Annotated in this window: 27 protein-coding genes and 1 pseudogene; 11 read left to right on the top strand and 17 right to left on the bottom strand. The window is 69.8% G+C overall.

The genetic code is table 11. From position 1 onward, the window contains the following. Window positions 1-399, top strand: a complete 399-nt coding sequence (locus tag ACIRVK_RS25380; protein ID WP_404250760.1) for a hypothetical protein — start codon at window positions 1-3, stop codon at window positions 397-399. Here the strand turns inward: ACIRVK_RS25380 and ACIRVK_RS25375 are convergent. Both ACIRVK_RS25375 and ACIRVK_RS25370 read right to left on the bottom strand, forming a co-directional pair. Beyond that, complete coding sequence (locus tag ACIRVK_RS25375) at window positions 393-1,283, bottom strand: polysaccharide deacetylase family protein (RefSeq protein ID WP_404250758.1); 891 nt, start codon at window positions 1,281-1,283, stop codon at window positions 393-395. The genes ACIRVK_RS25380 and ACIRVK_RS25375 overlap by 7 nt on opposite strands. Window positions 1,284-1,509: 226 nt before the next feature. After that, complete coding sequence (locus tag ACIRVK_RS25370; RefSeq protein ID WP_404250756.1) at window positions 1,510-2,757, bottom strand: MFS transporter; 1,248 nt, start codon at window positions 2,755-2,757, stop codon at window positions 1,510-1,512. 136 nt (window positions 2,758-2,893) lie between these two features. On the opposite strand from ACIRVK_RS25370, the gene ACIRVK_RS25365 reads away from it, so the two are divergent. From ACIRVK_RS25365 to ACIRVK_RS25355, 3 genes are read left to right on the top strand one after another with little or no spacing between them, the layout of a single operon-like run. After that, window positions 2,894-4,108: an MFS transporter gene (locus ACIRVK_RS25365; protein WP_404250754.1), complete on the top strand. Its 1,215-nt coding sequence runs from the start codon at window positions 2,894-2,896 to the stop codon at window positions 4,106-4,108. Between the two features lie 9 nt (window positions 4,109-4,117). Beyond that, complete coding sequence (locus ACIRVK_RS25360) at window positions 4,118-4,879, top strand: ABC transporter permease (RefSeq protein WP_404250752.1); 762 nt, start codon at window positions 4,118-4,120, stop codon at window positions 4,877-4,879. Window positions 4,880-4,894: 15 nt separating this feature from the next. Continuing rightward, a complete protein-coding gene (locus ACIRVK_RS25355) occupies window positions 4,895-5,686 on the top strand; it encodes a MerR family transcriptional regulator (RefSeq protein ID WP_404250750.1) in 792 nt (263 codons plus the stop codon). A gap of 7 nt (window positions 5,687-5,693) precedes the next feature. Here the strand turns inward: ACIRVK_RS25355 and ACIRVK_RS25350 are convergent, their stop codons facing one another. From ACIRVK_RS25350 to ACIRVK_RS25330, 5 genes are all read right to left on the bottom strand, one after another. Further along, the gene (locus ACIRVK_RS25350) at window positions 5,694-5,936 is read right to left on the bottom strand and encodes a helix-turn-helix domain-containing protein (protein ID WP_404250748.1); all 243 of its coding nucleotides are present in this window, start codon (window positions 5,934-5,936) and stop codon (window positions 5,694-5,696) included. Continuing rightward, window positions 5,896-7,320 (bottom strand): cytochrome P450, encoded by a 1,425-nt coding sequence (locus tag ACIRVK_RS25345; protein WP_404250746.1) that lies wholly within the window; start codon window positions 7,318-7,320, stop codon window positions 5,896-5,898. The genes ACIRVK_RS25350 and ACIRVK_RS25345 overlap by 41 nt, the downstream gene beginning before the upstream one ends. Before the next feature lie 141 nt (window positions 7,321-7,461). Continuing rightward, the gene (locus tag ACIRVK_RS25340; protein WP_404250744.1) at window positions 7,462-8,097 is read right to left on the bottom strand and encodes a hypothetical protein; all 636 of its coding nucleotides are present in this window, start codon (window positions 8,095-8,097) and stop codon (window positions 7,462-7,464) included. Window positions 8,098-8,230: 133 nt separating this feature from the next. Continuing rightward, window positions 8,231-8,977 (bottom strand): hypothetical protein, encoded by a 747-nt coding sequence (locus ACIRVK_RS25335; RefSeq protein ID WP_404250742.1) that lies wholly within the window; start codon window positions 8,975-8,977, stop codon window positions 8,231-8,233. A gap of 61 nt (window positions 8,978-9,038) precedes the next feature. Then, window positions 9,039-9,584, bottom strand: a complete 546-nt coding sequence (locus tag ACIRVK_RS25330; RefSeq protein WP_404250740.1) for an RNA polymerase sigma factor — start codon at window positions 9,582-9,584, stop codon at window positions 9,039-9,041. Window positions 9,585-9,688: 104 nt separating this feature from the next. Here ACIRVK_RS25330 and ACIRVK_RS25325 point away from each other — a divergent pair, with 104 nt between their 5' ends. Both ACIRVK_RS25325 and ACIRVK_RS25320 read left to right on the top strand, forming a co-directional pair. Then, window positions 9,689-10,597, top strand: coding sequence for a serine/threonine-protein kinase (locus ACIRVK_RS25325; protein ID WP_404250738.1), 909 nt, complete (start codon window positions 9,689-9,691; stop codon window positions 10,595-10,597). 120 nt (window positions 10,598-10,717) lie between these two features. Further along, on the top strand, window positions 10,718-11,395 hold the full coding sequence (locus tag ACIRVK_RS25320) for a GPP34 family phosphoprotein (RefSeq protein WP_404250736.1): 678 nt from the start codon (window positions 10,718-10,720) through the stop codon (window positions 11,393-11,395). Window positions 11,396-11,646: 251 nt separating this feature from the next. Here ACIRVK_RS25320 and ACIRVK_RS25315 read toward each other — a convergent pair whose 3' ends face one another. From ACIRVK_RS25315 to ACIRVK_RS25300, 4 genes and pseudogenes are all read right to left on the bottom strand, one after another. Continuing rightward, on the bottom strand, window positions 11,647-11,943 hold the full coding sequence (locus tag ACIRVK_RS25315; RefSeq protein WP_404250734.1) for a hypothetical protein: 297 nt from the start codon (window positions 11,941-11,943) through the stop codon (window positions 11,647-11,649). An 85-nt stretch (window positions 11,944-12,028) separates the two neighbouring features. Then, window positions 12,029-12,298 (bottom strand): hypothetical protein, encoded by a 270-nt coding sequence (locus tag ACIRVK_RS25310; protein WP_404250732.1) that lies wholly within the window; start codon window positions 12,296-12,298, stop codon window positions 12,029-12,031. 286 nt (window positions 12,299-12,584) lie between these two features. Beyond that, window positions 12,585-12,815, bottom strand: a pseudogene (locus ACIRVK_RS25305) (VOC family protein); the annotation flags it as partial. Window positions 12,816-12,847: 32 nt separating this feature from the next. Next, window positions 12,848-13,225, bottom strand: a complete 378-nt coding sequence (locus tag ACIRVK_RS25300) for a VOC family protein (RefSeq protein WP_404250730.1) — start codon at window positions 13,223-13,225, stop codon at window positions 12,848-12,850. A gap of 818 nt (window positions 13,226-14,043) precedes the next feature. Between ACIRVK_RS25300 and ACIRVK_RS25295 the strand changes: the two genes are divergently transcribed. Continuing rightward, window positions 14,044-14,415: a BlaI/MecI/CopY family transcriptional regulator gene (locus ACIRVK_RS25295; RefSeq protein WP_404250729.1), complete on the top strand. Its 372-nt coding sequence runs from the start codon at window positions 14,044-14,046 to the stop codon at window positions 14,413-14,415. 319 nt (window positions 14,416-14,734) lie between these two features. Further along, window positions 14,735-15,775, top strand: coding sequence for an NlpC/P60 family protein (locus ACIRVK_RS25290; RefSeq protein WP_404250727.1), 1,041 nt, complete (start codon window positions 14,735-14,737; stop codon window positions 15,773-15,775). A gap of 5 nt (window positions 15,776-15,780) precedes the next feature. Here the strand turns inward: ACIRVK_RS25290 and ACIRVK_RS25285 are convergent, their stop codons facing one another. From ACIRVK_RS25285 to ACIRVK_RS25260, 6 genes are all read right to left on the bottom strand, one after another. Further along, window positions 15,781-16,575, bottom strand: a complete 795-nt coding sequence (locus ACIRVK_RS25285) for a polysaccharide deacetylase family protein (RefSeq protein WP_404250725.1) — start codon at window positions 16,573-16,575, stop codon at window positions 15,781-15,783. Window positions 16,576-16,704: 129 nt separating this feature from the next. Next, window positions 16,705-18,357 carry a multicopper oxidase family protein gene (locus tag ACIRVK_RS25280; RefSeq protein ID WP_404250723.1) on the bottom strand — a complete coding sequence of 551 codons (1,653 nt, stop codon included), beginning with the start codon at window positions 18,355-18,357 and terminating at the stop codon, window positions 16,705-16,707. A gap of 99 nt (window positions 18,358-18,456) precedes the next feature. Further along, window positions 18,457-18,912, bottom strand: a complete 456-nt coding sequence (locus ACIRVK_RS25275) for a hypothetical protein (protein ID WP_404250721.1) — start codon at window positions 18,910-18,912, stop codon at window positions 18,457-18,459. A 132-nt stretch (window positions 18,913-19,044) separates the two neighbouring features. Beyond that, window positions 19,045-19,683, bottom strand: a complete 639-nt coding sequence (locus ACIRVK_RS25270; protein ID WP_404250719.1) for a hypothetical protein — start codon at window positions 19,681-19,683, stop codon at window positions 19,045-19,047. A 169-nt stretch (window positions 19,684-19,852) separates the two neighbouring features. After that, the gene (locus tag ACIRVK_RS25265; RefSeq protein WP_404250717.1) at window positions 19,853-21,133 is read right to left on the bottom strand and encodes an MDR family MFS transporter; all 1,281 of its coding nucleotides are present in this window, start codon (window positions 21,131-21,133) and stop codon (window positions 19,853-19,855) included. Beyond that, the gene (locus ACIRVK_RS25260; RefSeq protein WP_404250715.1) at window positions 21,130-22,260 is read right to left on the bottom strand and encodes a PLP-dependent cysteine synthase family protein; all 1,131 of its coding nucleotides are present in this window, start codon (window positions 22,258-22,260) and stop codon (window positions 21,130-21,132) included. The genes ACIRVK_RS25265 and ACIRVK_RS25260 overlap by 4 nt, the downstream gene beginning before the upstream one ends. An 895-nt stretch (window positions 22,261-23,155) precedes the next feature. Between ACIRVK_RS25260 and ACIRVK_RS25255 the strand changes: the two genes are divergently transcribed. The 3 genes from ACIRVK_RS25255 to ACIRVK_RS25245 all read left to right on the top strand — a co-directional run bounded on the left by ACIRVK_RS25255 (window position 23,156) and on the right by ACIRVK_RS25245 (window position 26,772). After that, a complete protein-coding gene (locus tag ACIRVK_RS25255; RefSeq protein ID WP_404250714.1) occupies window positions 23,156-23,932 on the top strand; it encodes a DUF5134 domain-containing protein in 777 nt (258 codons plus the stop codon). Between the two features lie 143 nt (window positions 23,933-24,075). Continuing rightward, window positions 24,076-24,378, top strand: coding sequence for a heavy-metal-associated domain-containing protein (locus ACIRVK_RS25250; protein ID WP_404250712.1), 303 nt, complete (start codon window positions 24,076-24,078; stop codon window positions 24,376-24,378). A 111-nt stretch (window positions 24,379-24,489) separates the two neighbouring features. After that, the gene (locus ACIRVK_RS25245; protein ID WP_404250710.1) at window positions 24,490-26,772 is read left to right on the top strand and encodes a heavy metal translocating P-type ATPase; all 2,283 of its coding nucleotides are present in this window, start codon (window positions 24,490-24,492) and stop codon (window positions 26,770-26,772) included. Window positions 26,773-26,999: the final 227 nt, after the last annotated feature.

The following is a 26,999-nucleotide window of genomic DNA, read 5'->3' as shown; positions in this document are numbered from 1 at the left end:
GTGCAGGCACACGACTCCCCCCTCGGCCGGATCCTCGTCGACGCGTCCGGCCGGACCCTGTACCTGTTCCGGGCCGACAGCGGCAGCGCCTCGCACTGCTACGGCACCTGCGCCCAGGCCTGGCCCCCCGAGACCACCACCGGACACCCCGGCGCCCACGGCCTGAACGCCACCCTGGTGGGCACCACCGCCCGGCACGACCACACCACCCAGGTCACCTACAACGGCCACCCCCTCTACCGCTTCGCCAAGGACGCCAAGCCCGGCGACACCACGGGTCAGGGCCTCACGGCCTTCGGAGGCACCTGGTACGTGGTCGGCCCGAGCGGCACGGCGATCACCGGCTCCGGATCCAGCCCCTCCTCCAGCGGGTCCTCGGGCAGCTACGGGAGTTACTGACGGACACCGTCCGAGAGCCGTACGAACGTGTGGCCGGAGGCCAGCAAGCGGGGTACGGCGGCGGCGATGCCTTCGGCCGTGCCGCCCTCGGGGTGGTTCATGTGGCAGATGACGACGGACCCGGCGGGCGCCGCCCCGACCGTCGCACGGACCTGCTCCGGGGTGAAGGTCGCCCCGCCGTCGCCGTTGACCGAGAAGCTGGCGAAGCGCTCGCCGAGCGCGGTGACGATCCTGGAGGCGACGTCGTCGCAGTACGCGGTGCCGGAGCGGAAGAAACGGGGCGGGCTGCCCAGCAGGCGGGTGAGTTTCGCCCGGTTGCCGGCGACCTCGTCGTAGACCTCGCCGGCGCCGCGGGTGCCGGGGATGCCGTAGGCGGAGCGGCCGGTGACGGACAGGGGCAGGTGGCGGGTGCCGTGGTTGGCGATCTCGAAGAGCGGTTCGGCGGCCAGCCGCCTGAAGATGGCCGGATTGGCGTCGATCCAGCGCGAGTTGATGAACAGGGTCGCCGGGACCTCCCGCTTGCGCAGGAAGTCGATCAGGGCCTGGTCGTAGCCGCTGCCGCCCCGGCCACCACAGGCGTCGAAGGTCAGCGCGATGCCCCGCTGACCGGCGGGCAGCCGGTGCAGCACGCCGGGCGCGTCGAAGCCCCAGGAGTGGGGCACGGCGTTGCCGTAGCGGGCGAGGATCTCGGCGCGGGTGGCGCCGGCCGGGCGCGGCGATCCCGCCTTCCCGGTGCGTGAGGGTGACGCGGACGGCGGGGCGGACGTGGGGGACGAGGAGGGCGAGGAGGCCGGCTGCGCACCGGTCGTCTGCGTCGATGCGGAGCAGCCGGCCAGGGCTCCCCCGGCCAGAGCCGCCAGCACCGTGCGTCGACTCGTACTCATGTGCTCCCTCGCCTGCTCGGACGTACTCCGGCAAGGCTAGGCAACGCCGGCTCCCCGACCCGCCGGGACACGGCACAAGGCTTGTCCAACAATCCTTTGTGGATCATTTGCCGCGCCCGAGCGAACCTCACCCTCGACCGGGGTGGGTGGGTGTGGCTGCCAGGCCGACGAGGAGCTTGAGGCGCTCTTCGGAGGTGCTGCCCGGCTCGGCGGTGCCGACGGCGGTCTACGCCGGGCCCGTCTCGTCGGCGGTCGCGGGGACGTCCTTCCCCGCGGGCTGCCGGGCGGCCGGGCGCCGACCGCGCGTCCCGGTCTCCACGGCCGGCGCGAGGAAGGCGGCGCAGGCGACGCAGGCCAGGACGACGAACATGGCGGGGCGCAGGCCGACCTGGCCGCCGAGGAAGCCGAGTCCGGGCGGTCCGACGAGGAAGGCGACGTAGCCGATGACGGCGACGAGACTGACCCGGGCCGTCTCGTCCGGGCCGGACTCCCCGGCGGCCGACAGCGCGAGGGGGAAGCCGAGCGCGGCGCCCAGGCCCCACAGCAGGACGGCCGCTCCGGCCAGGACGGCGTTGTCGGAGACGATGACGACGAGCAGGCCGAGCGCGCCGGACAGGGCGCTGGCGCGGACGACGGTGGTACGGCCGTAGCGGTCGAGGAAGAAGGTGCCGGCGAAGCGGCCCAGCGTCATCGCGGCGGCGAAACCGGCGTACACGAGGGAGCCGGCCGTGGCGTCCATGCCGTGGCCGTCGACCATCAGCAGCGGCAGCCAGTCGTTGGCTGATCCCTCGGCCAGCGCCATCGCCAGCACGATCGCGCCGATGAGCAGCAGCCGCCTGTCCTTCCAGACTGCGGGGCGGCGGGTGCCCGCGGCGGCCTCGTGCGGCGCGGCGGGCGCGGTACGGCCGGTGCCCTCCGGGACGGCCCGTGCCGCGTACAGCAGGAGTCCGGCGGCGAGCAGAACGACCGCCGCGAGATGCCAGTGCACCGGCACGCCGGCCGCCGTCGCCGCCATGCCCGCGCCGGCGCCCAGCACCGTACCCAGGCTGAAGCAGCCGTGCAGCGCGGGCAGGGTGGTTTTGCCGCCGACCCGCTCGACGTCCGTGCCGTCGACGTTCACGGCGACGTCGCCGACGCCCAGCCCGGCGCCGAAGGCGCACAGGCCCGCGGTCACCGTCGGCACCGACGCGAGGACACTCCCCCAGCAGATCGTGGCCATCCCCGCGATGAGCAGCCAGGTCCCCCAGACGATGACGGGCCGGGTCCCGAACCTGGACACCAACCGCCCCGAACACGAGATCCCCGCCATCGATCCGAGCGACAGCCCGAACAGCACCAGCCCCATCTGCGCGGTGGACAGGTCAAGCCGGTCCCGGATCGCCGGCGTACGCGTCACCCAGGAGGACATCGCGATCCCGGCCAGCAGGAAGAGCAGGAACAGCGCGTGACGCCGCCGACGCACGGCCAGGTCCATGAGAACACTTCTCCGTCCGAGGCGGGCTTGGGGCGGCTCCCGGCCGGGCCCCGACACCCCACCCGGCTCGAACAAAGGTACCCCGGGGGGATCCCTGCCCGTACCCCTCCTCCCAAGGACTCCCAGTTCAGAGTGGGTGCGTGGCCCTCTGGACGGGCGACCGAGCCGACGAGTCCGCCGGCCGTACCTGTCCCGCCACGCGCTGGTCGGCGGGATCACCGGCCTGGAGTGGGTGGTCGACGCCTACACGCTGATCTTCGCCGCCCTGCTGCTGTCGGCCGGTGCCCTGTCGGACCGGATCGGCGCTCGCAGGGCGTTCGCCGGCGGCCTGGGTCTGTTCGTCGTCGCCTCGGTGACGTGCGGGCTGGCACCGTCGCTGCCGGTGCTGATCGCCGCACGCGCGGTGCAGGGCGTCGGCGCGGCCGTCACCATGCCCACCTCCTTCTTGACCCTGACGCAGGGTCAACCCCCCATCCTCCTGGCAGGAGCTTCCTCGCAGACGCGTGGAGCAGGTGAAGCAGGTGGAGCAGTTCCGCGAAGGAGGCAGATGACCATGACGGCCCCATCGATCGCCGGTCCGGCGATCCGCGTGCAGGGTCTGGAGAAGTCGTACGGGAAGCTCGACGTGCTGCGGGGCGTGGACTTCGACGTGGCGCGAGGCACCGTCTTCGCCCTGCTCGGCTCCAACGGATCGGGCAAGACCACGACCGTGAGGATCCTCGCCACGCTGCTGAAGGCCGACGCGGGGACGGCCCACGTCCATGGCTTCGACGTCGCCGCGCAACCGGCGGAGGTGCGGAACTCCCTCAGCCTGACCGGTCAGTTCACGGCCGTCGACGAGATCCTCAGCGGCCGGGAGAACCTCGTCCTCGTCGCCAGGCTGCGCCACATCGAGGATCCCGGCGCGGTCGCGGACGACCTGCTGAGGCGTTTCTCGCTGACCGATGCCGGCGCTCGGAAGGTGTCCACGTACTCGGGCGGTATGCGCCGCCGGCTGGACATCGCGATGAGCCTCATCGGCAGTCCGCCGGTGATCTTCCTGGACGAGCCGACGACCGGGCTCGACCCCCAGGCCCGCATCGAGGTCTGGCAGACCGTCAAGGAGCTCACCGGGCAGGGCACGACGGTGCTTCTCACCACGCAGCACCTCGACGAGGCCGAACACCTCGCCGACCGGATCGCGATCCTCCACCGGGGCAGGATCATCGCGAACGGCACGGTCACCGAGCTCAAGCGGCTCTTCCCGCCCGCCACGGTCGAGTACGTCGAGAAGCAGCCGACCCTGGAGGAGATCTTCCTGGCGATCACCGGCGGCGGACTCGAGGCCGGCGCGACCACCACGAACTCCTAGGGGACAGGAATGACCGCGTACTTCCTCAGCGACACCGCCGTTCTCACGGGCCGGACCCTGCGCCATGTCACGCGCAGCGTGGACACCATCATCACGACCGTCATCACGCCGGTCGCCATGATGCTGATGTTCGTCTACGTGTTCGGCGGCGCGATCGACACCGGGTCGGTGTCGTACGTCAACTACATGCTGCCCGGCATCCTGCTCATCACGATCGCGTCGGGCATCTCCTACACCGCGTACCGGCTGTTCACCGACATGAAGAGCGGGATCTTCGAGCGGTTCCAGTCCATGCCGATCGCAAGGTCGGGTGTGCTGTGGGCACACGTCGTCACCTCTGTGGTGGCCAACCTGATCTCGCTCGTGGTCGTCGTCGGCGTGGCTCTGCTCATGGGTTTCCGCACGGGGGCAGGAGTGCCCGCGTGGCTGGCGGTCGCCGGCATCCTGTTCCTGTTCACCCTGGCGTTGACGTGGCTCGCCGTGATTCCCGGGCTCTCCGCGTCGTCGGTCGAGGGAGCGGGTGCGTTCGCCTACCCGCTCATCTTCCTGCCGTTCGTCAGCTCGGCGTTCGTGCCGACGAGGACCATGCCCGGCCCCGTGCGCGCCTTCGCCGAGAACCAGCCGGTGACGTCGATCGTCAACGCGATCCGCGACCTGTTCGCCCAGCGGCCGGTCGGCGACGCCCTCTGGACCGCCCTCGCCTGGTGCGTCGGCATCCTCGTCGTGGCGTACGTCTTCGCGATGGCCGCCTATCGCAGGAAGATCACCTGAGGCAGTCTGGGAGCCATGCTCACCATCAGCCAACTGGCGTCGTACGCAGGGGTGACGGTGCGGGCCGTACGCCACTACCACCACATCGGACTGCTTCCGGAGCCCGAACGCGACCGGTCCGGTTACCGGACCTACGACGCTGCGGCGGTCGTACGACTCATCCGGATCCGCAGCCTGGCGGACGCCGGCGTGCCGCTGGGACGGGTGCAGGAACTCCTCGACGCCGGCCCGGAGGAGTTCGCCGACGGCGTCCGGGAGATCGACAAGGATCTGCGCGCCGAGATCCGGCGCTTACAGGGCACCCGCAGACGGCTCGCCAGGCTCGCCGCCGGAGAGCATCTGGCGCTGCCGCAGAGCGTCGTCGACTACCTCGACCGGCTGCGCGGTCTCGGCGTCGTCGAGCGGTACATCGAGATGGAGCGGGATGCCTGGATCATGATCGCGGCCCAGGTACCGCAGCAGATCGACGCCGTGATCGCCAAGAAGCACGAGCAGTTGGACGACCCCGACATGGTGAAGCTCTACAGCCTGCTCAGCGAGGCGCTCGACTGGCCGGTCGACGATCCCCGGGGTGTCGAGATCGCCGACATCGTGGAACGGATGATGATCCGCGCGGTGAACGCCGGCGAGGTGGGCGGCGACCCCTTCGACGACCGGTTCGTCCGTCTGCTGGACTCGACCATGGTCCAGTCCGCACCGGGCGCCGCGCGGCTGGTGGCCATCCTGGAGGAGCGTGGCTGGAAAGGCTGGACCCGCATCGAACGCGTCCCTGACGACAGACTCAACCGTGAGCCGCCGGAATCTTGACCGCCGTTCAGCCGAGGGCACGGGCGATGCGGTGCAGCGAGGGCATGCTGGGCCGGGTCAGCCCCCGTTCGAGCTGGCTCAGGAGCGGGTGGGAGAGCTCGGCGAGTCGGGCGAGCTGGACCAGGGTCAGGCCAGGCTCCTTGCGCAACTGCCGGATGGCGGCGCCGAGTTCCGTCCACAGGGCGGCGTCGCTCGGGTTGCCGGCTTCCTCAGTCGGCCGGGTCCGCGTGGAACTGCATGGCCAGGGCATCGGGTTCGACCGTGATGACGGCCTGGGCTCGCGGTGCACGGGAGGTCACCTTGAACCGGGGCCAGGCCTGGAGGACGGTCGCGAGGATGATCTGGAGTTCGACCCACGCGAAGTTCTCTCCGATGCACTTGCGGCGGCCCTCGCCGAAGGCGAGGAAGGACCCCCGGGTGTCCGCGCCGCCGTCCGCCTCCCAACGGTCCGGGTCGAAGGAGTCCGGGTCGGGGAAATGGGCGGAGTCGTGCTGGTGCAGATAGGGACTCCACATGACGTCGGCGCCCTCGGGTATGAGGTGTCCGCCGAGGACGACGTCGCGGGCGGCGGTCCGCGTCACCATCCAGAGCACCCCGTACTTCCTGATGGCCTCCTGCAGAACCCGTCGGGCGTACGGGAGTCGGTCGAGGTCGTCGTAGCGCAGCGGCCGGTCCCCGCACACCGAGGCCAGTTCCTCGCGAAGACGTCGTTCGACGGCGGGACGGCCGGCGATCTCGTACAGCGCCCAGGCGAGTGCGGTGCCGGTGGTCTCGATCGAGCCGGCCAGGAGGGTGATGGTCTCGTCCTGGAGTTGCCGGCGGCCGAGTTGGTCCTCGGCGCCGATCAGGGTCTCGAACAGACCCCCCTGCCGCCGACGCGCCTCGGAGGCATACGGGCATGCCTCCGCATCGGACGCACCGTCCGCCGGAGCGGATCCGGGTGCGGTGACATGGATCTGGTGGTCGATGGCCTGGTCGATGAGAGTGCGCAGGCGGGCGACACGGTCGGCGTGTGCGCGGTTGGCGGGCAGCGGCAGCCGCGTGATCCAGGGCGGGAGAATGACCTGCCGAATCGTTCCTTTCATGATGTCGGGCATGAGGGCGGTGAACTCGCCCTCCAGGTGGGCGGGCAGGTCCGCGCCGAACACGGCGACGAGGAACGTGGCGAGGGTGAGCTCGTTCATGTCGGCGAGCACGTCGCGCGGTTCGGCCGCGGGCCAGGAGCCGACCATCGTCCGCACCTGATCGATCATGGCGTTGCCGTGCTCGGCGATGTGCGCCTTGTTGAACATGGGCTGCATCAGACGGCGGTGGCGCAGATGGGTGTCGCCGTCGGCGACGGTCGCGATTCCGTCACCGAGGAAGACCCGCAGCGCGTCGTTGTACCGGCCGCCCTTGGTGAAGTGGGCGGCGTCGGTCACCAGGACACGCCGGGTCAGTGCGGGGTCGGTGACCACGTAGGCGGGCGTGGGTCCGATGCGGATGCGCACCACACTGCCGTACTCACGAAGCGAGGTGAAGAACGGCAGCGGGCCGCGGGCGAGGCGGAGTGCGTGCCCGATGAGGGGCAGTCCGCCGGGGGCTGTGGGGGTGGGGGTGGGGTCGGGGATGGGTGCCGTGGTGGGAGCGCTCATCACGCGCTTCACTCCTCGTGGGGGAGGGATCGACGGCGTAAATACATGCCCATGACAGCTACCTACGATGCACCGTGACGGCGATCGTTGCTTCGGACCGGGTCCGCCGGGCCTGCGCCCCCGCGCGGCGGGATCAGTCGGTCAGCCGGCCAGCCGGTTGATGGCAGCGGCGGCGATGCCGGACATGTAGCCGGCGTCGTCGCTGGGCTGACCGGTGAGTTCGACGATGCCGACCCGGCGACCGCTGCGGATCACCGCGACACCGCCCGCGACCTTGCCGTCGCCGTTGTAGGCCGGGTACCAACTGCCCTCGCCGGTCTTGACCTTGATCGCATGGGCCGTGCCGTAGTGCCAGTGCCCCGCCGGCTCGTCCTGGCAGCCGCGCACCAGCTTGTCGAGCTGCTTCTGGTACGAGGCCGCCGACGTACCGGTGGAACCGGCGGTGACGGCCTCGGTCAGCAAGGTGCCCTTGGTGTCGAAGGACCAGGCCACGTCGGCGTAGGCGACGCCCTTCCCCTTGGTCAGCGTTCGCAACGTCTCCTCGCCGGAGCACGCGGAGAGAGCCTGCTTCCCGGTCAGGTCCACCGTCGCACCGACCGGGGACAGTCCCTGCTGGAAGAAGTCCTCACTCTGCATCAGGTTGCCGGAGCCGAGGACGGGCTCGGCGGAAGCGGCGGCAGCGGGATGCGTGCCGATGACGATCGCGATCAGGGCGGCGCAGGCGGAGGCGGCCGCTCCGGCCGTACGACCGCGACGCGACAACTTCTGGTTGAACATCTCATCTCCTGTCTGGCGGCGACGCAGGGGGCGTCGTACACCAGGGAGATGCGGCGGGTCCGCGAGATGTTGGATGGACGCCCTCGACGATTACTATGATCCAGATCACTTCCCCGAGCGGACCTGGGCGGTCTCAGAGCCGTGTCGCGGCCGCACGGACGATCCGCGTCATCGCGGCCGTGTTCAGGCAGGAGTCGACTTCCAGGACCCCGTAGTGGGAGCCGCTTCGGAGGACGGCGATGCCGCCGCACGGTTCCTTGCCGCGCGGTGCGGTTCCTGTGGTGTTCAGGTCACCGCCGTAGGAGCCCATCCAGTTCGCGGTGATCCCCGGTGCGACACCGATCGTGTGCGTCGGCCCGTAGATCCAGTGACCGGCCGGTTCCGTCTGGCACGGGACTTCCTCCAGCAGCAGGCGCTCGGCGTAGTTCTCCGCGAACGTCGGGGTCCCGGCGTCGGCGGCGACCTCACGCGCCACCTGACCCTTGATGTCGACCGCCAGCGTCGGATCCTCCGGGTCCGTGTTCTCGGTCGTCACGAACCCGCGGAAGTGCGCGCCGGGCCCTCCCAGGGTCTGGCCGAGGGTCTTCTCTCCGGCACTGGCCGCGTTGGCGTACCTGCCGTCGCCGAACCGATCCCGTACGTGGATGGGCCGGGCGACCCCGGCCTTCGTGAACGCGTCGGCCGCGAGCAGGCTCCCGTACGTCACGGGTCCGTCGGCGGGCTTCGGCGTCGGCGACGGGGTACCGGGCGAGGACGCCGCAGCGCCTGTCGTCGGCGACGGGCGACCCGGAGCGGAGTGACCGGGCAGGACGAACCGGCCCGTCAGCAGGCCGAGTCCGACGGCTGACGTCAGGATGACGGCGATCGTCCGGGTTCGCACGGCGGCACCCCCCCGGGTCCCGGTCGGCTGGGGCGGCTCGGCGGTGCGGAGCCGGGACGCGTCAGCAGCCACTGCCGAGACGGTCCCGCATGAACCGACGAGCCTGGTGGATACGGTCCTTGACGGTACCCAGGGGAGCGTCGGTGATCTCCGCGACCTGCGCATAGGTCAGGTCTCCCAGACCGCGGAGCACGAAGGACTCCACCAGGGCCGGATGCCGTTCCTCCAGTGCGGCCAGCGAGTCCATCAGGTCCAAGCGGGTCCCCGCGATGACGCTCGTCGTGCGAGGGTCGGCACCTTCGGGAAGGAACGCATGGCTGTCCTCCGCGCGTCGGCGCATCGAGCGGTACGTGGACCTGGCGGCGTTCGAGGCGATCACCGTCACCCACCCCAGGAACGAGCCTCGCCCGCTGTAGTCCTGCAGATGGGTGCTGATGGACAGCAGGGCGTCCTGCGCGGCCTCTTCGGCGTCGGCGTGGTGCGGAAGGAATCTGGAACAGCGGCGCATGACCGTGGGGCGAAGCCTGACGAGAAGGCGTTCCAGGGCGGCCCGGTCACCTGCCTGGGCGGCCGCCACGAGCTGCATCAGCTCATCTTCGTCGATCATCCTGTTCTCCCCCGTTCACGCACGACCTCGGACTCCACTGGCCTGGACTCCACCTGGCGGCCCCGCAGTTCCCGGCACCGGCGCCTCGGGCAGAATGTCGCCGCATGCGGAAGCTTGGTCGTTACCTCCTCGAGGACAGGCTGGGAGCCGGTTCGTTCGCGACCGTCTGGAGAGCATACGATCCCGAACTCGACACGGACGTCGCGGTCAAGGTGCTGGCCGACAACTGGGCCGCGAACGCCGACGTACGACAGCGGTTCCTGGCGGAAGCGAGGCTGCTCCGAAAGATCTCCAGCCCCCGTGTCGTACGCGTCCACGACGTGGGTGTCCAGGACGATCGCCCCTTCTTCGTCATGGACTACGTCCGAGGCGGCACGCTGGCCGAACAGGTCGGGCACTGCCGGCCCGCGGAGGCACTCCGTCTGGCGGCCGAGGCCGGATACGCCGTCCAGGTCCTCCATGACGCGGGCGTCGTCCACCGTGACGTCAAGCCGTCCAACCTCCTGCTCGACGTCGGCCGTACGCCCCCTGCCGTGCTCGTCGCGGATCTCGGCAGCGCGAAGCGACTGGCTGACGCGTCGGGACTGACCGTGACCACGGGCACGCCCGCGTACATGGCGCCCGAACAGGCCCTGCAGACCGGCGGGTTCGACGGTCGAGCCGACGTGTACGCCCTCGGTGTCGTCACCTACGAACTGCTGACCGGGCGCAAGCCGTTCGGCCCGGGCGGCCGCGCAACCCTGGCGACGGAGCAGGCACCGCCGTCATCGCCGCCGGCGATTCCCGCAGAACTGGGCGTCCCGAAAGCCGTCGACACTCTTCTTCGTGCCGCGCTGTCCGTGGAACCCGAGAACCGACCGCACACAGCACGGGCGTTCGCGGACGCGCTCTTGTCCCACGAGGAAGAGGAGCGGGCACCGACCACGCCCTCAGGGCCGACACCCCTGGTGGTCTGGCTTGCGGCCCTCGCCCTGTTCCTGGTGACAACGGTGCTGACGTGGTCGGTCCGTTGAGCCTGGAGGGTGACGGGACGTCACTGCGCCATGCCGCAGCGCGGTGCTTGGGACGCATCTGGGCGAGCCTGGTAGATCAGAGCTGCCGTTTCGGCTGCCGTCACCGTGCAGGATGAGTCCATGGCCGGTCCGTTGACGCTGCCCGAGGAATTCGCCCTGCTCTCGCTCACCGAGACCGGAAAGGTGATCGACTCCGGCCAGGCCGAAGTCGGCTGTGCGGTGGCCGAACTCGGCGAGCTCGCGCTCCGCGGCAGGCTGACGGTCCGCACGCGCAAGGCCAGGGTGTTCGGCCTGGACGCGTATCGCCCGCACCGGGCCGAGATCGAGTTGCTCGACACCGATGCCACCGGCCTGGCATGGGCCGACGAACTGCTGGCCGAACTGGCGCATGCGGGCGAGACGGTGGCACCCCATCAGTGGGTACGGCGGCGTCGCACCGCATTCCCACGGCATCGCGGCGCACTGGTCGGGCGTGGCCTGATCCGGCGCGTGCCGGGCAGCGGGCTGCTGCGGCGAGAGCGGTACCACCCGGACGCGGCCGTGCGCCAGGGGTTGATCGACGCGCTACGCCTGGCCAAGACCGGGGAACACCGGCTGGACGCGCACATGATGTTCCTGTCCGACATGGTGAGCGCAAGCGGGCTGACCAGGGACCTCGGTGGTTCGTGGCCCAAGCGGCACGTACTGGACCGAGCCCGCGGCACCGGGGCGGTGGAGTTCGTTCCGGAGCCGCTGCGGGACACCAGCGCCGTACTCGCCGCATTGGTACCCAAGCGGTCGCGCAACCAGGGTGGCTAGTGCCGCGGCAGGCACCGTTCGCCCCGTCGCGACGCCCGGCACGCCCGCTCGCCGCACCGGCCGAAACCCCAAGTACGTCCGGTCCATCAACGGGGCATTCCGTCCGGCACGCCGATAGAGGACGCCCCGGACGCCGCTCCTTACCGGGCAGACGTCGCCTGCCGCGGCACTGGTCCGTTGATCGGGTGGATGCGTCACGGGGCGTCGAGCGGGCCCCTGCTGACACGCTCGACGTTCCTCGCGGCATGACCTCAGCGGACGTTCCGTCCATAGCGCGCGATGATCCACGCGGCGCCCCGTTCGGCCAGTGCCTTCCGGCGTTCCCTGCGGGAACGTCTCGGAGCCGCCGGCAAGGCTCCCCGCCCCCGGACGGGAGCGGCTGCGAGCCCGGCGAGCCGCTCGGCTGCGCCCGACAGTTCGGCCCGTAGCCGCCGGCGCCGCCCGGGGGAGGTGGTGTTCAGCAGGGCCGTGTAGAGCCCCTCGATCTCGGCTACGGCGGCTCCCAGCCGGAGATTCGCCTCGCGTCGCTGAACATCGCCGTGCACCATGGGTGGTCTTCCTCCCCGAGGGCGTTATCGCCCAGGCTGACTTCGTAGTTGTGCCGTATGGCAACTTGCTTGCGGGCCGGGACCGTTACGTCCCGTCTCCGACGAGCAGGGCGATCCGGTCGGGGTCGTAGACCACCCAGCGCGGCGCCGGGGCTCCGGACAGGCGCAGGCGGCAGAGGGTGGCGCCGTCCGGGGCTGTCCACCAGGCGGTGACGGCGCCCGGCCGCGGCCATCCGGCCCGCTCGTTCACGGACACCGGCCGATAGGTGAGCTGGACCTGGGCGTTCGAGGGAGGCGGCGGGTGCCCCTGCGCCAGTTCTTCCAGCAGGCGCTCCGCAGCGGACGTACCTCGCATGGTCCGGCCCTCCCCCTGGCTCCGCTCAGACAATGCTTTCATTATTGCGCAACTGATGAACTCCCCTCAGGGGGTCGGCCATCCAGGCCAGGGGCCAGGGGCGCTCGGACAGACATGCCCGGTGGCGCGCACGACAGCAACCGCGCATGCGTCCGACGTGACGGGGTAAGCGAGTGGCGCTGGACGGGGAAGGGCTGGACCTGGGGAGGTCAAACGGCCCTTCCCCGTTCTCCTCCGACCCGGGCCGCATCCAGGCCGAGCTGAAATCCGATCCGCCCAGATCCGCTCACTGCGGCCGTGACGCGATCTGGATCAGGTTGCCGCAGGTGTCGTCGAAGACGGCGGTGGTGACCGGGCCCATCGCCAGTGGCTCCTGGGTGAAGCGGACGCCGAGGGCGTGCAGGCGCTCGTGCTCCGCCTCCACGTCGGCGACGGCGAACTGGGCCAGCGGGATGCCGTCCTTGACGAGCGCGTCGCGGTAGGGCTTGACGGCCGGGTGACCGGCGGGCTCCAGGAGGTCACCGTTGACCTCCTCAACGAGACAGGAGATCAACCGTTCGCTAGCTCCGCCGCGCTGCGTTCCACACAAAATTCGTTGCCCTCGGGGTCATACAGCGTCACCCACCCGGTTCCGTCGGGCCTTCGGTGGTCCCCCTGAAGCGTCGCACCGAGCGAGAGCAGGCGCTCGACCTCCTCGTCCCGGGTGCGGTCCTGGGGTTGGAGATCCAGATGCACACGGTTCTTCACCGCCTTGCGGTCATCGACCCTGACGAACAGCAAGGTGGCAGCAGCAGTCGTGACCACGGCTTCCGGATCCCCAGGAAAGTCATCATCAGCCAGCGAGCCGTCCAGGGCCTGGGCCCAAAAGCGGGCAAGAACGAACGGGTCGGCGGCGTCGATGGTGACATGGCGTATCAAAGAACTCATGCCCCAAGCCGATCATGAATGCCACCCACCGTCCAGGGGCGGCCGCCTCGACGCCGACCTCCTCACCAGGCTCTAGACATGATCGAAGAGACAGCCATAGGCGATCTGTGACCGCCGCTTCCGGCCCCCGCATGACGGCTCCCCTTCCCGGTCGGACGTGAGGGTGGGCCCTGGCCCGGGACGCCGTGGAAGACGCTGAAGAAACGCTCACCCCACCTGCGGGAGGGCAGGTCTGCGTAACGTGATGCCTGAGAACGGCCCCGCCGCCCACGTCAGCACCGCGTGAGTGCTTGCCGAGCCCGCCGCCCGCGAGTACCGCCAGAAGCAGCCGGAGGCGGTGCGCCGACCGCCCCCGCCTTGAAATGCAGATTTTGAATCTGCATATAGAAATCTGCCTAACGGGGGCTGCTGGGCAGTGAGGAGGCTCCTGCCAGCCTCGGCCGAGAACCAGGCGCGCGCGTAGAAGCCATACCCGACAGCCACGGGGAACCCGGATTGCTGGCCGGTCCCTACGGTGTTGCAGCCGCACCCTCCGTGACCGCAGCCGCTCCGCTGCCCCCGTGGCGGCGCACCGGGCCACCTCACACCGTTCACCGTGCAGGTTGCCCGAGGTGGCCTCGCAGGAGGGGCCGAGCGCATCAGAGTCGGTGGTCACGTCGACCGCTGCTTGGAGGCTCGGGGCGAGGATTGGCCTCCCGGGCCGATGGGCTGCGGACCCTGCGTGTGGCAGCCATCGGCAGCACGTGGGCCGCGCCGCCAGCCCTCCTCAACCCCTTACGATGACTCTGATTGGCCTACTGCAGAGGGAGACGCCGGGCATGCGAAGGCTGGGTGATCTGGAGGCGGAGATCATGGACCGCCTGTGGAGGTGGAGGCGCCCGGCGACTGTGCGCGAGGTAGTGGACGACATCAACCGGACGCGGCCCGTGGCCTACACGACGGTGATGACCGTGGCGAACATCCTTCACAGCAAGGGCTGGCTGCTGCGTGAGCAGAAGGACGGGCGCGCCTGGTTGTACGAGCCGGTCCGCACCCGTGAGGAATACTCGGCCGCTCTCATGGAGGACGCCCTCAGTGCCAGTGAGGACCGTCCCGTGGCGTTGACGCACTTCGTCGGCCAGATGTCGTCCGCCGAAATCGCCGCCCTGCGCAAGGCGTTGCGGCAGGCAGGAAAGCGCGCGGACACGTAGACGCGGTGAACACCTGCCCTCCATGCGCGCAGGACGCATAACCGACCCGCCGACCGGCGCGGTCCGGGTGCCCTGAGGTCACACCACCCGGTCGTCGGCCCGCAGCGTCATGGGCGCCTACTGCTCGCCAACTGGGCGAGCAGAGGCACCTTCGTAACTACTAAGTTTTTTAGTTGTATAGTATGAACCGATCATGAGACCGTCACCAGGGTCTTGTTCGGACCTCCGCACAGGTGACCACTCACACCCGGTGAGTGGCGGTGGAGGGCACCGCCACCGGCGTGTCGGTAGGCGGCTGAGGAAGAAGGAGCTCGCCCCTGTGGCGTCCCACCGTCTGCCCAAGCAGCCGAGCCGCGCACGTGTGACCGTGCTGACCACCGCTGCTGCGGCCGCCGTCGCACTGAGCGCGAACGCCGCCAATGCCGCACCGAGCCCCAAGCCGAACAAGGACGAGGTCAAGTCCAGGGTCGACAGACTCTACGAGGAGGCCGAGAAGGCCACCGAGGAGTACGACGGCGCCAAGGAGAAGCAGGGGAAGCTCCAGCAGGAGATCTCCACCATCCAGGACGACGTCGCTCGGAGCCAGGCGGAGCTCAACGAGCTGCGCGACAGCATCGGACTGGCGGCCGCCTCCCAGTACCGCACCGGTTCCATCGACCCGTCCGTCCAGCTCTTCCTCTCCTCCGACCCGAACGACTACCTCGACAGGGCATCCACACTTGACCAGTTGAGCGCTCAGCAGGTCCAGGCGCTCAAGAAGGTCCAGGCGAAACAGCGTGAACTCGCCCAGCAACGTACCGAGGCCACCGAGAAACTGAAGGACCTCGCCGCCACCCGCACCGAGCTCGGCCAGAAGAAGAAGGAAGTCCAGGGCAAGCTGGCCGCGGCGCAGAAGCTCCTCAACTCCCTAACCACGCGGGAGAAGACCGCGCTGACCGCCGAGGAGAACCGCGCCAGCCGTGAGAGCGAGCGCAGCGTTCTCGGCGGGAACACCGGCACGGCGTCCGGCCGCGCCGCAGCCGCCTACGCCGCCGCCCAGGGCAAGCTCGGCACACCGTACGTCTACGGCGCCTCCGGCCCCACCTCGTTCGACTGCTCGGGCCTCACCTCATGGGCCTACGCGCAGGCCGGCGTCACCATACCCCGCACCTCCGAGGCGCAGGCCACCATAGGCACCCGCATCTCCTCGGCGAGCGATCTCAAGGTCGGCGACCTGGTGTTCTTCTTCAACGACCTGCACCACGTGGGTCTCTACGCCGGCAACGGACAGATCCTGCACGCGCCACGCACAGGTGCGGTCGTCCGTTACGAGTCGATGGACACCATCGGCGGACCGTTCATGTTCGGCGTCCGCGTCTGACCGGCTCAGGGCCGATACACCATCCCCGGCCGCGGCTTGGCCGGGGCCAGCAGCTGCGACACCGTGACGATCGTGTAGCCGCGCTCCTTGAGCGCCTTGAGGATCCCCGGGACGGCGGGCACGGTCCCCTTGTGCAGGTCGTGCAGCAGGATGACACCGTCGCGGTGCGTCTGGTCGAGCACCCGCTGGGTGATCAGCGCCGAGTCGGTCGTCTCGTAGTCCTTGGCCGTGACGCTCCACAACACCTGCGCCAGGCCCAGTTCTTTGCATACCTTGGCCACGTCACGGTTGGTTCGGCCCTGAGGCGGACGCATCAGGACCGGCCTGGTGCCAGTGATCTTCTCGATGGCGTTCTGCGTCCGGCTCAGCTCCTGACGCGCTTCCTCCTGGTTGATCCGTGTCAGGACCTTGTGGGTCCAGGTGTGGTTCCCGATCTCGTGTCCCTCGTCCGAGATGCGACGAAGTATCTCGGGATACCTCCCGATGTGCCCCTCGCCCTGTACGAAGAACGTCGCGTGCAGATGCTCCTCCTTGAGGATGTCCAGCAACCTGACGGTCGTCGGGCTGGGGCCACCGTCGAAGGTGAGGGCCACGCACTTGGCCTTACGGCAGTCGACGGGTCCGGCCACCGATCCCGATGCCTTGTTCCGCGCGGCGCGCGGCGATGTGTGATCGTACGTCGTGACCGTCAGAGCGATCGTCAGCACGACGGCCAGGGCGACGGTCGCAACGGCCGCGAGAGCGATGAGTATGCGCGACCGTCTTGTGCGCGCGAATGGAGGCACGGAGGACCTTTCCATGGATCGGATGATGGCCGACGTGCTGATTGACGTCTTTTCCGGTCCCTGGGTTCGTCCGCGCGCGTGTGTTCTGTGGCCGGCGCGTGAAGAAGGGGGAGCAGGCGCGAAGGCCCGCTCCCCGTCGCGGTGTCACGCCCGGTAGGCCACCAGCGCCATCATCCCCGCCTCGCCGTGGTAGGCGTTGTGGCAGTGCAGCATCCACTGGCCGGGGTTGTCCGCGTCGAAGTACACGGACACGGTCCTCTTCGGCAGCACGATGGTGGTGTCCTTGCGCGGGCCGCCGGTGCCGAGCTGGTAGGTGTGGCCGTGCAGGTGCATCGGATGCCACATGGTCGTCCTGTTGACGAAGTCCAGCCGGACCCGCTCGCCCTGCTCGACGAGGACGGGGTTCGCGGTGGGGTCGTTCATGTCGAACCGCTTGCCGTTGATGCCCCAGTTGTACCTTCCCATGCCGCCGGTCAGCTCGATCCGGTGGACCCGGTCGGTCTTTTTCGTCGCCAGTCGGACGTCGTCGGCCGACTTCAGCTGGGCGGCGGTCATGATCATGCCGTCGAGCTCCTTCGGACGGACGGTCGGCGTCGGCGCGCTGCCGGAGCCGGTTCGGACCAGGGCCATGCCACTCGCATCCTTGCCCTCGGCCAGCGCGACGAGCGGGAAGACACCGTCGGCCAGGGTGACCAGGACGTCGTACCTCTCCCCCATGCCGATCAGCAGGGCGTCGACCTGCTGGTGCCGAACCGGGAAGCCGTCGGTGTGGGTGATGGTCATCCTGTGGCCGCCGAGCGCCACCCGGTACGCCGTGTCGCCGCCTGCGTTGATGATGCGCAGCCGCACGCGCTTGCCGGGCTTGGCCGTGTAGACCTCCGGGTCGGCCGGGACCCTGCCGTTGACCAAGTGGTACGGGTACTTGACGTCGCCGGCGTCACCGCCGAGCAGCTTGCTCTCAGCGCCGGTGAGCATGAACTTCATCGACATGCCACCGCTGGGGGAAGACGCGGACGGTGAGGCGCTCGTTCCGTCCATGCTCCCGCCGCTCATGTCCATCCCGCCCATGTCCCCCATGGCGTCGGAGGAGGAACTGCCCGGGCTCGCACTGGAGCCGCCCATGTCCATGCCCCCCATGTCCATGCCGCCCATGCCCTGCTTGAGCTCGGCGAAGACGTCGTCGGGGGTGCCGGTGACGCCGTCGACCCAGTCGTCGAGGACGACCACCCACTCCTCGTCGTACGACAGCGGCTCCTTCGGATCCTCGACGATCAGCGGGGCGTACAGGCCGCGGTCGAGCTGCACGCCGACGTGGGGGTGGAAGAAGTACGTGCCGGGGGCGTCAGCGATGAAGCGGTAGGTGAAGTTGCGGCCGGCCCTGACGGCGGCCTGCGTGGCCGGGGGCACACCGTCCATGTCGGCGCGCAGGGCGATGCCGTGCCAGTGGATGGAGGTCGTGGTCCTGTTCGGCAGCTGGTTGGAGAGTTCGGCGGCGAGCGTGTCGCCGGCCGACAGGCGGATCTCCTTGCCGGGAGTGCGGCCGCTGAAGGCCCAGCTCTTGGCCATGGCCCCGCCGCCGAGGTCGAGCATGGCCGACGCGGCGGTCAGGGTCACGTTCTGCACCTTGCCGGTGCTGTTGCGCTTCCTGTCGGTGGCGGCGACCACCTTGCTGTTGGGACTGACCAGGGAAGGGGTGGCGCTGGAGTCGCCGGAGCCGCTGCTGCACGCGGCGAGTGCGCCCGTACCTGCAATGCCGAGACCGGCCAGCAGGACGGAGCGGCGGTCGATGCTGTTCATGGGGAAAGTCCTGTTCTCGATGTGCCGTTGTTCTGACCGCGCGCGGGCAGCACCGCTCACGTCCGGGTGGGAACGCGGCGGCGGCTCGCAGGATGCGGCCTAGATCAACAGCCGAGAGAGGACGGAAAGATCGGGTGGCGCACGGTGTGACGTGCCGGGCAGACCATGGCCGGCGAAGAGGCCGTGGGATGCGTCCGACCGGCCGACGTGCGCGGCTGCGGGCGGTGGGGCCGGCTTTGCCGTGGTGACGTCCCCAGCTGAGCAGTGCTGCATGGCGGGACCCGAGCAGGCGCCGATGTCGTCGTCCGTGGCGGTGTTCGTGGCCTGGAGTGCCGTGTCGTGCCCCGCGGAGGCGGCCTTCGTCGTCATGGCGACGGTGGCCGGGGTGTGGTCCATGCCGGCCATCGCGCTCATGGCGCGGGCGGGCATGGCCGCGGTCGTCGTGTCGTGGTGGATGAGTACGGCGAGTGCTGCGAGCAGGGCGATGACGACGGCCCGCGCGCAGCGGACGGCACTGCCGCGGGATCTGGCCCGCCGGTCTGTGGCTGTCGTCATCGCCTTCCGTACCCTGCTCGATCTGACAGGACCCGCCCACTATACCCGGCGGGGGTATCTCTTCTCCTTGATTCCAGGATGTTGATGGGGTCCTGTGCGGCCCGTCGCGGCACCCGGCATGACCGGCCCCCGTCACATGCCCGGCATTCCTGACATGCCGCTACTCGAGCCGGACTTGCTCCCGGTCGAGCCGGAACCGCCGGGCATGGCCGTCTTCTTGCCCCTCGGCGTGACGGCGTACCACGCACCGCCCTTACCCTGTCCGTTCATCTGACCGGCCTTGGTGTCACCCATGTAGCGGTACAGCGGCCAACCGGCGAGGGTGACCTGCTTCATCCCGTCGGAACGGGTCACGGTGCCGACCTTGGCCTGCACGCCCATCGCCTGGACACTGCCGTCCGCCATGACCGGCATCCAGGTCCTGGCGCACGCATCGGCACACATCGACATGGAGGGGCGCGCCCGGTCCTTGTCGTAGCGGTAGAGCGTCCAGCCCTTGGCGTCGGTGACGACCGTCCCCATGCCGTCGGAGGTCTTCTTGGTCATCAGCATGCTGGTGCTGACCATGCCCATGCCGCCGCCGGCGGTCGCCGTTCCACTGCCGGCCGGAGCGGTGGTCCCGGCGGGAGCGGTAGTCCCGGCGGGAGCGGAGGCTGCTGGCGCGGCGGCACCGGTGTTGGCGGAGTTGTCGGTGGACGAGCCACACGCCGCCAGCAGCAGCGCGGAGGCGACGCTCGAGGCCATGGCGAGAGCAATGCGGTGCCGGGACACGGGGTTCTCCCTTGTGATGTCTCCTGTATCTACTGACGTACTTAGTACGTTCTCTCGCCGCCAACCGCTCAGCCACCGCCTGCACATGACGAAGCCTTTGCCTGCGGCGCACCTGGCGCTCAGCGGGGTCGCCACAGGTCCGCCCGCTGGGACGACTCCGTGTTCCAGGTCACGGGGCCACCGTCGTGAGCTCCGGTTCGGGGCGTGCAGCCAGGCGGCCCGAGCGCGCGAGCAGCCCGACGCACCCCGCGCAGAACGCGCCCGTCGCCGAGAGCACCCACCAGGTCAGCTCTGGGTGCCCCAGGCGGTCGGCGGCGTCCCAGACGGCGCCGGTGGTCAGGTTGCCCAGCGTGATGCCCAGGCCGGCGACGGTGTTGTACAGCCCGTAGTGGGTGGCGACCAGGCGTCCACCGGCGAGGGAGACGACCGTGTCCATCTCGAAGGGGTAGACCATCGCGGTGCCCAGACCCAGCAGGCCGACCGCCACGAACAGCGGTGCGAGCGCCTCTGCAGGGACCAGTGGGCCGGCGTCCCGGGTGCCCGGTCCGGCGTCGATGAGCAAGGGCAGAAAGGCCGCACCCATGAGCGCGAGGCCGTACACGATGGCGCGCTGGGACGACCAGCGTGCCCGTGCCCAGTCGGTGATCTTCAGCTGACCGGCCACGGCGACCGCCGCGGAGACCGCGAACAGGGCTGTCGTCACCGCGTCGCCCCCGTCCGGGGCGACACGGTGCGCCTGCAACGGCAGCGCGAGGTACACCTGGAAGGACAGGACGTATGAGCCGATCATGGCGAAGGCGAAGAGGACGAACGGACGGTTGGCGACGACCGTCCGCCAATCCGCCAGCACCCCGGCCGGTTCGGACGACGACGTGCCCGTGCGCGCGGGCAGCATGCGCAGCTGGACGACCGTCAGGGCGAGGAACAGCAGTGCGGCCACGGAACAGATGAGCCGGAAGTCGGCTGTCAGCAGGGCGAGCCCGACCAGCGGACCGACGAACATCCCCGCTTGGTAGAAGACGTTGAAGGCAGCGAACGCCTCCACACGCCGCTCCCCTGCCTCTTGGGCGAGATACGCACGGACGGCCGGGTTGAACAGCGCCCCCGCGAAGCCGGTCGCCGCCGACGCCAGGACCAGAGCCGGCAGCGAGTTCACCAAGCCGAGCAGTCCGAAGCCGACCGTCCGCAGCACGCACCCCGTCATGATCACGGGCTTGTAGCCGAGCCGGTCGGCGAGCGTGCCCCCGACGAGGAACATGCCCTGCTGGGCGAAATTGCGCACCCCGAGCACCAGGCCGACCGCCCAGGCGGCCATGCCCAGGCTGTCCGCGAGATGTACGGCCAGGTAGGGCATGAGCATGTAGAAGGCGGTGTTGATGGTGAACTGCTGGAGCATCAGCAGCCGGGCGCACCCGTTGAACGAGCGGAACTGCGCGGCAAGGGACTTCATCGCGCGGCTCCCTCGGGAACGGCGACGTTCGTGCAGCGGGTCCAACGCTCCACCGTGCGCTCCGCGGGGTGCGTGATCTCGGCCGGGTCGGAGGCCGGGGAGTGGCCGAGCAGGTCGTGCTGGCGGCAGTAGGCGTCGCTGTAGACGGTGTTCCAGTACCGGTGCACGCCGTCGGGAAAGATCACTGCGATCCGGGTGCGCTCCTGCTGGGTGCGGGCAAGCCAACTGGCCACGAGCGCGACGGCGCCCACGCTCCAACCACCGCTGGCGTAGTGCCCGCGCGCCAACTCGCGGCAGGCCCACACCGCCTCGCCGGGAGCCACCCAGTGGACCTCGTCGAAAACCGCGTGATCGACGTTGCCAGGGTGGATGCTGCTGCCGAGGCCGCGCATGAGGCGCGGGCCGGCGGGCTGGCCGAAGACGGTCGAGTTCACCGAGTCGACGCCGACCAGCTTCAGGTCCGGGTTGAAGGTGCGCAGGGTGCGCGCGATGCCGACCGAGTGGCCTCCGGTGCCGACCGCCGCCACCAGGACGTCGATCCGGCCGAGCTGGACCATGAGTTCCAGGGCGAGCGGCGCATAGGCCGCCACGTTGTCGGGGTTGTTGTACTGGTCAGGGCACCACGATGACGGCGTACGGGCGAGCAGCTCACGCACGCGCCCGCAGCGGGCCTCCTGCCAGCCGCCCACCGGATGCGGCTCGGTGACGATGTCCACATGCGCTCCGAGCGCGCGCAGTTGGTGCACCATCAGCGGCTCCATACCGGGATCGGTGACCAAGGTGACCGGATGACCGTAGGTGATCCCGGCCAGGGCGAGGCCGAGACCGAGGGTGCCGCTGGTGGACTCGATGATCGGGGCACCGGGAGCGAGATCGCCGCGTTTGCGGGCGGCGGCGGCCATGTGGAGTGCGGGACGGTCCTTGATGCCGCCGGGATTGGCGCCCTCCAACTTCGCCCAGAAGCCACGGCCTGACGGGTTGAAGGGCTCCCCGATCCAGAGGACGGGGGTGTTGCCGACCATGCCGGCCGGTGAACGGCGCGGAGCTCCGGCCGGTTCGGGGAGTTCGTGTGCCGCGAGGAAGGAGGTGATGTCGTGCGGCGTGATGCTGCGCAGAGCAGTGCTCATGTGGAGGTCCTCTCGCGCCCCGCTCACGTCGGGGTCGCGTGTCTGCCGTGCAGGTGAAGGTGGCGACATGCCCGTGGTTTACGCCGGGCGGGCACGATCAGGTACGGCTGACGCAGACGAGACGCAGCAAGTGGGAGCCACTGGGAATCGGCACGGGTGCCGTATCCCCTCCCCCTGGCGGGGCACCGGACGTCACGGGGCCCGTAACGCGGTCACGTAGGCAGAGCAGCGCAATGAGCGTGAACACGAGGAGCAGGGTCCCGGCGGGAACACGCGGGTCGGCGGGCCAGTCGGCCGGGTCGCAGCACGCCATGCCGTGGTCCGAATGCCCGTCCGCTCCGTGGGTCAGGTCGCAGTACGCCATCTCCCCCACGGACCGCAGGCTGTCCGCTCCGACCTGCTCGTGCACAGCTGGTGCGGCCAGTGTCGTGGTGTGCGAGTGCCTCTCTGCCGAGTGCGCAGCGCACGCGACCACGTGGGCCAGGAGCATCAGCACCAGACCCATGAGGAGGGCGAGCGCCGGCCTGCGCCCCCTCGCACGGCCAGCGGGTTCCTGCGGCATGTGACAGATCGTAAGCGGATCATCATGTTACGGCAGCTTACGGCCACGTATGAGTGAAAAATCCCGCCACGCAGACCGGTACATGGGAACCGAGCTCGGCGCCCGCAACCTGGTCGCCGGTCTCCTGAACACCCCCGGGACCACCAAACATACTAAGGACACTAGTAGTTGATGGCCGTACGGGGACGCTCGGGAAGGTGACGATGGGGAACGTGGCGCCCAGTTGGTCCATCGCGGCGGTCGCCGCCCTGGTGGCCGCCGTCAGCGCGGTCCGAGCGGTGACCACCGGAGACACGGTTCGCGGCCGGCGGCGATCTACTCATGGGTCTATGCATGGCCCTCATGACCCTGCCCGCGACGATCGCCTGGTACGCGGACCACGGCATGTGGTGGGCGGGGGTGTTCGCCCTGCTGGGCCTGGGCGGTGTGGCTCCGGCGGTCAAGCACACCCGCACCTGCGGGTGGAAGCACGGCCGCCACTGGGTCCACCTCATCGTCGGCAGCGCCGGCATGGTGATCATGACGCTTGCGATGACGACCACGCCGTCCGGACCCGTCCTCACCCTCGGGTCCTCCATGGCCGACATGCCCGGCATGGAGAACACCGCGAGCACCCCGAGCACCCCGAGCACCCCGAGCACCCCGAGCACCCCGAGCACCGGCAGCATGGCCGGCATGGGCTCCATGGAGGGGATGGAGGGAATGCAGGGAATGGAGGCGATGCCCGGAATGAACATGCCGGGCATGAGCGACGCGGCAGCCGATGCCGGCGCCTCCGGGGACTCGGGTTCCGTGTGGCGCTACCTGATCGCGACACTCGCCGTGTACTTCCTGCTCTCGATCGCCGCCTCCGTGATGGCGCGAGCACGCGGCACGGACAAGAACCTCGCCGCGCGCCGGAGCTGGGGGCGCCGGCTGCTCGCCGTGCCGGACACGCTGGTGGTGTTCCTGGCGTCGCTGACCCTCTCCGTGTGGGACAAGGCCCGGGCGGGCGAAGGGACCGGTCGCGGCCGCCGCCGCAAGGTCGGCGCCGCACCGGACGCGGCCTTGGCGGCACACATCGGCATGGGCGCGACCATGTCCGGGATGCTGCTGATGATGGCCGCCTGATGGCTGAGGGTCTCGACGCCACGCGGTCGGCATGACGGGTGGATGAATACCCCCAGGGGGTATATTGTCCATATCGTCGAGACGGGTTGAAGAAGCGGCCGACCCCGACCGACCCCACGCATCCACACCTTGAGGTAGAAACCATGACCGATCAGACGACGAACTCCACCTCCTGCTGCGGCGGCTCCTCCTGTGGCTCGGGCACCGCGACCGATGTCCAGATCCAGGGCACAGGCGTCACGACCGTCTACAAGGTGTCCGGCATGACCTGCGGCCACTGCGAAGGCGCCGTCTCGACGGAGATCTCCGCGCTGGGCGGCGTCACCGCGGTCACGGCCGTCGCCAAGACCGGCGAGGTCACCGTCACCTCCACCGCCCCGCTCGACGAGCAGGCGGTGCGCGCCGCCGTCGACGAGGCCGGCTACGAGCTCGTGGGCCAGGCCTGACGCTCCTTCGGGGCTCGCCCCCGACCATCACGCGATTCACCTCCCCGCGCCGGGACGTACCGCTCCGCTGATACGGACGCCGTACGTCCCGGCCTCCTTCAGGAGATACGCATGACCAGCACCGCACCCGAGACGACGCACAGCAGTACGCTCCCTGCCCCCACCTCCGACGTCGAGCTCTCCATAGGCGGCATGACCTGCGCCTCCTGCGCGGCCCGCATCGAGAAGAAGCTCAACCGCATGGACGGCGTCACCGCCACGGTCAACTTCGCCACCGAGAAGGCGAAGGTCGCCTACCCGGCGGGCATCGAGGTCGCCGACCTCATCGCCACCGTGGAGAAGACCGGCTACACCGCCGCGGAACCGCCGCCGCCCGCTCACCCGGCCGGCGACGACGCCGAGGTCGAGGCGGCTCCGGCACCGGACGGCGAACTGCTCTCGCTCCGAGGGCGCCTGCTCGTCTCGGTCGTCCTGTCCGTGCCCGTCATCCTGATGGCGATGGTCCCCGCCCTGCAGTTCGACAACTGGCAGTGGCTCTCCCTGACGCTGGCGGCGCCGGTCGTCGTCTGGGGCGCCCTTCCCTTCCACAAGGCTGCCTGGACCAACGCCCGGCACGGATCCGCCACGATGGACACTCTGGTGTCGATCGGCACGCTCGCCGCGTTCGGCTGGTCGCTGTGGGCCCTGTTCTTCGGCCACGCAGGCATGACGGGCATGCGGCACGGCTTCGACCTCACCGTCTCCCGCACCGACGGCTCCTCCTCCATCTACCTGGAGGCGGCGGCCGGCGTGACTGCGTTCATCCTGGCCGGGCGCTACCTGGAGGCGAAGTCCAAGCGCAAGGCAGGGGCGGCACTGCGGGCGCTGCTGGAGCTCGGCGCCAAGGACGTCTCCGTACTGCGCGGTGGCAAGGAAGTACACGTCCCTGTCGCGCAGTTGGCGGTCGGCGACCGGTTCGTCGTACGGCCCGGCGAGAAGATCGCCACCGACGGCACCGTCGTCGAGGGCACCTCAGCCGTGGACGCTTCCATGCTGACCGGGGAGTCCGTGCCAGTGGACGTCACCGTCGGCGACGCGGTCACCGGCGCCACGGTCAACGCGGGCGGCAGGCTCGTCGTGGAGGCGACCCGTGTCGGCGCCGACACCCAGCTCGCCCGGATGGCGAGGCTGGTCGAGGACGCGCAGAACGGCAAAGCCGAGGTGCAGCGGCTGGCCGACCGGATCTCCGGCATCTTCGTGCCCGTGGTCATGCTCATCGCCCTGGGTACCCTGCTGACCTGGCTGCTGGTCACCGGTGACGCGACCGCCGCGTTCACGGCGGCCGTCGCGGTCCTCATCATCGCCTGCCCGTGTGCGCTGGGCCTGGCCACGCCGACCGCGCTGATGGTCGGCACCGGGCGCGGTGCCCAACTCGGCATCCTCATCAAGGGTCCCGAGGTCCTGGAGTCCACGCGCCGCGTCGACACCATGGTGCTGGACAAGACCGGGACCGTGACGACCGGCCGTATGACCCTCCACGAGGTGTACGTCACCGACGGCGTCGGCAAGGACGAACTGCTGCGGCTGGCGGGCGCGTTGGAGCACGCCTCCGAGCACCCGATCGCCCAGGCGATCGCGGCCGGGGCGATCGAGCGGGTCGAGAGCCTGCCGGTGCCGGAGAACTTCGAGAACATCGCAGGCCTCGGTGTCCAGGGCGTCGTCGACGGACACGCGGTGCTCGTCGGACGCGAAAAGCTCCTCAGGGAGTGGGGCGTCGAGCTTCCCCGCGAGCTGGCCGAGGCCAAGGCCGCCGCGGAGGCCGAGGGGCACACGGCGGTCGCCGTCGCCTGGGACGGTGAGGCGCGCGGCGTTCTCACGGTGGCCGACGCGGTCAAGGAGACCAGTGCCGAGGCGGTGGCCGAGCTGCGCCGGCTGGGTCTGCGGCCAGTCCTGTTGACCGGCGACAACCAGCTCGTCGCCGAGTCCGTCGCCCGGGCCGTCGGGATCGACGAGGTGATCGCCGAGGTTCTGCCCCAGGACAAGGTGGACGTGGTCAAGCGGCTGCAGGCCGAGGGGCGGACGGTCGCGATGGTCGGTGACGGCGTCAACGACGCGGCCGCTCTGGCCACCGCCGACCTGGGCCTGGCCATGGGCACCGGCACGGACGCGGCGATCGAGGCGGGCGACCTGACACTCGTCCGCGGCGACCTGCGGGTGGCCGCCGACGCGATCCGTCTGTCCAGGAAGACCCTGGCCACCATCAAGGGCAACCTCTTCTGGGCCTTCGGCTACAACGTCGCCGCCCTGCCGCTCGCCGCCTTCGGCATGCTCAACCCGATGATCGCCGGCGCGGCGATGGCCTTCTCCTCGGTCTTCGTCGTCACCAACAGCCTGCGGCTGCGGTCCTTCAAGTAACCACGCCGGACGGCGAATTCGCGTCGTACGGAGCACTCAAGGCGACGCTGCACCGGGCCCACCGGAATCAACTAGTCTACTTAGCAAGCAAACAGTAGAATGATTCGAGGCATCTCAAGGAACGCCGGGAGACCCGGGTCGTGTGCTGAGCCCCATCGGCGCTTCAGGAAGCGGTCGGGATCTTCGGTGAGGTGCTCTTGCTGTGTGGAAACACACAACTGCGCAGA

Origin of the sequence: Streptomyces sp. NPDC101152 (assembly GCF_044768275.1) — a bacterium.
Classification (GTDB): domain Bacteria; phylum Actinomycetota; class Actinomycetes; order Streptomycetales; family Streptomycetaceae; genus Streptomyces.
Note: the sequence above shows the minus strand (reverse complement) of the source record. Positions and strands in the feature narration are given on the sequence as shown.

Coding starts and splice junctions, on each gene's coding strand:
- ACIRVK_RS25375 (WP_404250758.1), bottom strand. CDS start 1,283: ATGAGTACGAGTCGACGCACGGTGCTGGCGGCTCTGGCCGGGGGAGCC.
- ACIRVK_RS25370 (WP_404250756.1), bottom strand. CDS start 2,757: ATGGACCTGGCCGTGCGTCGGCGGCGTCACGCGCTGTTCCTGCTCTTC.
- ACIRVK_RS25360 (WP_404250752.1), top strand. CDS start 4,118: ATGACCGCGTACTTCCTCAGCGACACCGCCGTTCTCACGGGCCGGACC.
- ACIRVK_RS25355 (WP_404250750.1), top strand. CDS start 4,895: ATGCTCACCATCAGCCAACTGGCGTCGTACGCAGGGGTGACGGTGCGG.
- ACIRVK_RS25350 (WP_404250748.1), bottom strand. CDS start 5,936: ATGCCCTGGCCATGCAGTTCCACGCGGACCCGGCCGACTGAGGAAGCC.
- ACIRVK_RS25345 (WP_404250746.1), bottom strand. CDS start 7,320: ATGAGCGCTCCCACCACGGCACCCATCCCCGACCCCACCCCCACCCCC.
- ACIRVK_RS25340 (WP_404250744.1), bottom strand. CDS start 8,097: ATGTTCAACCAGAAGTTGTCGCGTCGCGGTCGTACGGCCGGAGCGGCC.
- ACIRVK_RS25330 (WP_404250740.1), bottom strand. CDS start 9,584: ATGATCGACGAAGATGAGCTGATGCAGCTCGTGGCGGCCGCCCAGGCA.
- ACIRVK_RS25325 (WP_404250738.1), top strand. CDS start 9,689: ATGCGGAAGCTTGGTCGTTACCTCCTCGAGGACAGGCTGGGAGCCGGT.
- ACIRVK_RS25320 (WP_404250736.1), top strand. CDS start 10,718: ATGGCCGGTCCGTTGACGCTGCCCGAGGAATTCGCCCTGCTCTCGCTC.
- ACIRVK_RS25315 (WP_404250734.1), bottom strand. CDS start 11,943: ATGGTGCACGGCGATGTTCAGCGACGCGAGGCGAATCTCCGGCTGGGA.
- ACIRVK_RS25310 (WP_404250732.1), bottom strand. CDS start 12,298: ATGCGAGGTACGTCCGCTGCGGAGCGCCTGCTGGAAGAACTGGCGCAG.
- ACIRVK_RS25300 (WP_404250730.1), bottom strand. CDS start 13,225: ATGAGTTCTTTGATACGCCATGTCACCATCGACGCCGCCGACCCGTTC.
- ACIRVK_RS25295 (WP_404250729.1), top strand. CDS start 14,044: ATGCGAAGGCTGGGTGATCTGGAGGCGGAGATCATGGACCGCCTGTGG.
- ACIRVK_RS25285 (WP_404250725.1), bottom strand. CDS start 16,575: ATGGAAAGGTCCTCCGTGCCTCCATTCGCGCGCACAAGACGGTCGCGC.
- ACIRVK_RS25280 (WP_404250723.1), bottom strand. CDS start 18,357: ATGAACAGCATCGACCGCCGCTCCGTCCTGCTGGCCGGTCTCGGCATT.
- ACIRVK_RS25275 (WP_404250721.1), bottom strand. CDS start 18,912: ATGACGACAGCCACAGACCGGCGGGCCAGATCCCGCGGCAGTGCCGTC.
- ACIRVK_RS25265 (WP_404250717.1), bottom strand. CDS start 21,133: ATGAAGTCCCTTGCCGCGCAGTTCCGCTCGTTCAACGGGTGCGCCCGG.
- ACIRVK_RS25260 (WP_404250715.1), bottom strand. CDS start 22,260: ATGAGCACTGCTCTGCGCAGCATCACGCCGCACGACATCACCTCCTTC.
- ACIRVK_RS25255 (WP_404250714.1), top strand. CDS start 23,156: ATGGCCCTCATGACCCTGCCCGCGACGATCGCCTGGTACGCGGACCAC.
- ACIRVK_RS25250 (WP_404250712.1), top strand. CDS start 24,076: ATGACCGATCAGACGACGAACTCCACCTCCTGCTGCGGCGGCTCCTCC.
- ACIRVK_RS25245 (WP_404250710.1), top strand. CDS start 24,490: ATGACCAGCACCGCACCCGAGACGACGCACAGCAGTACGCTCCCTGCC.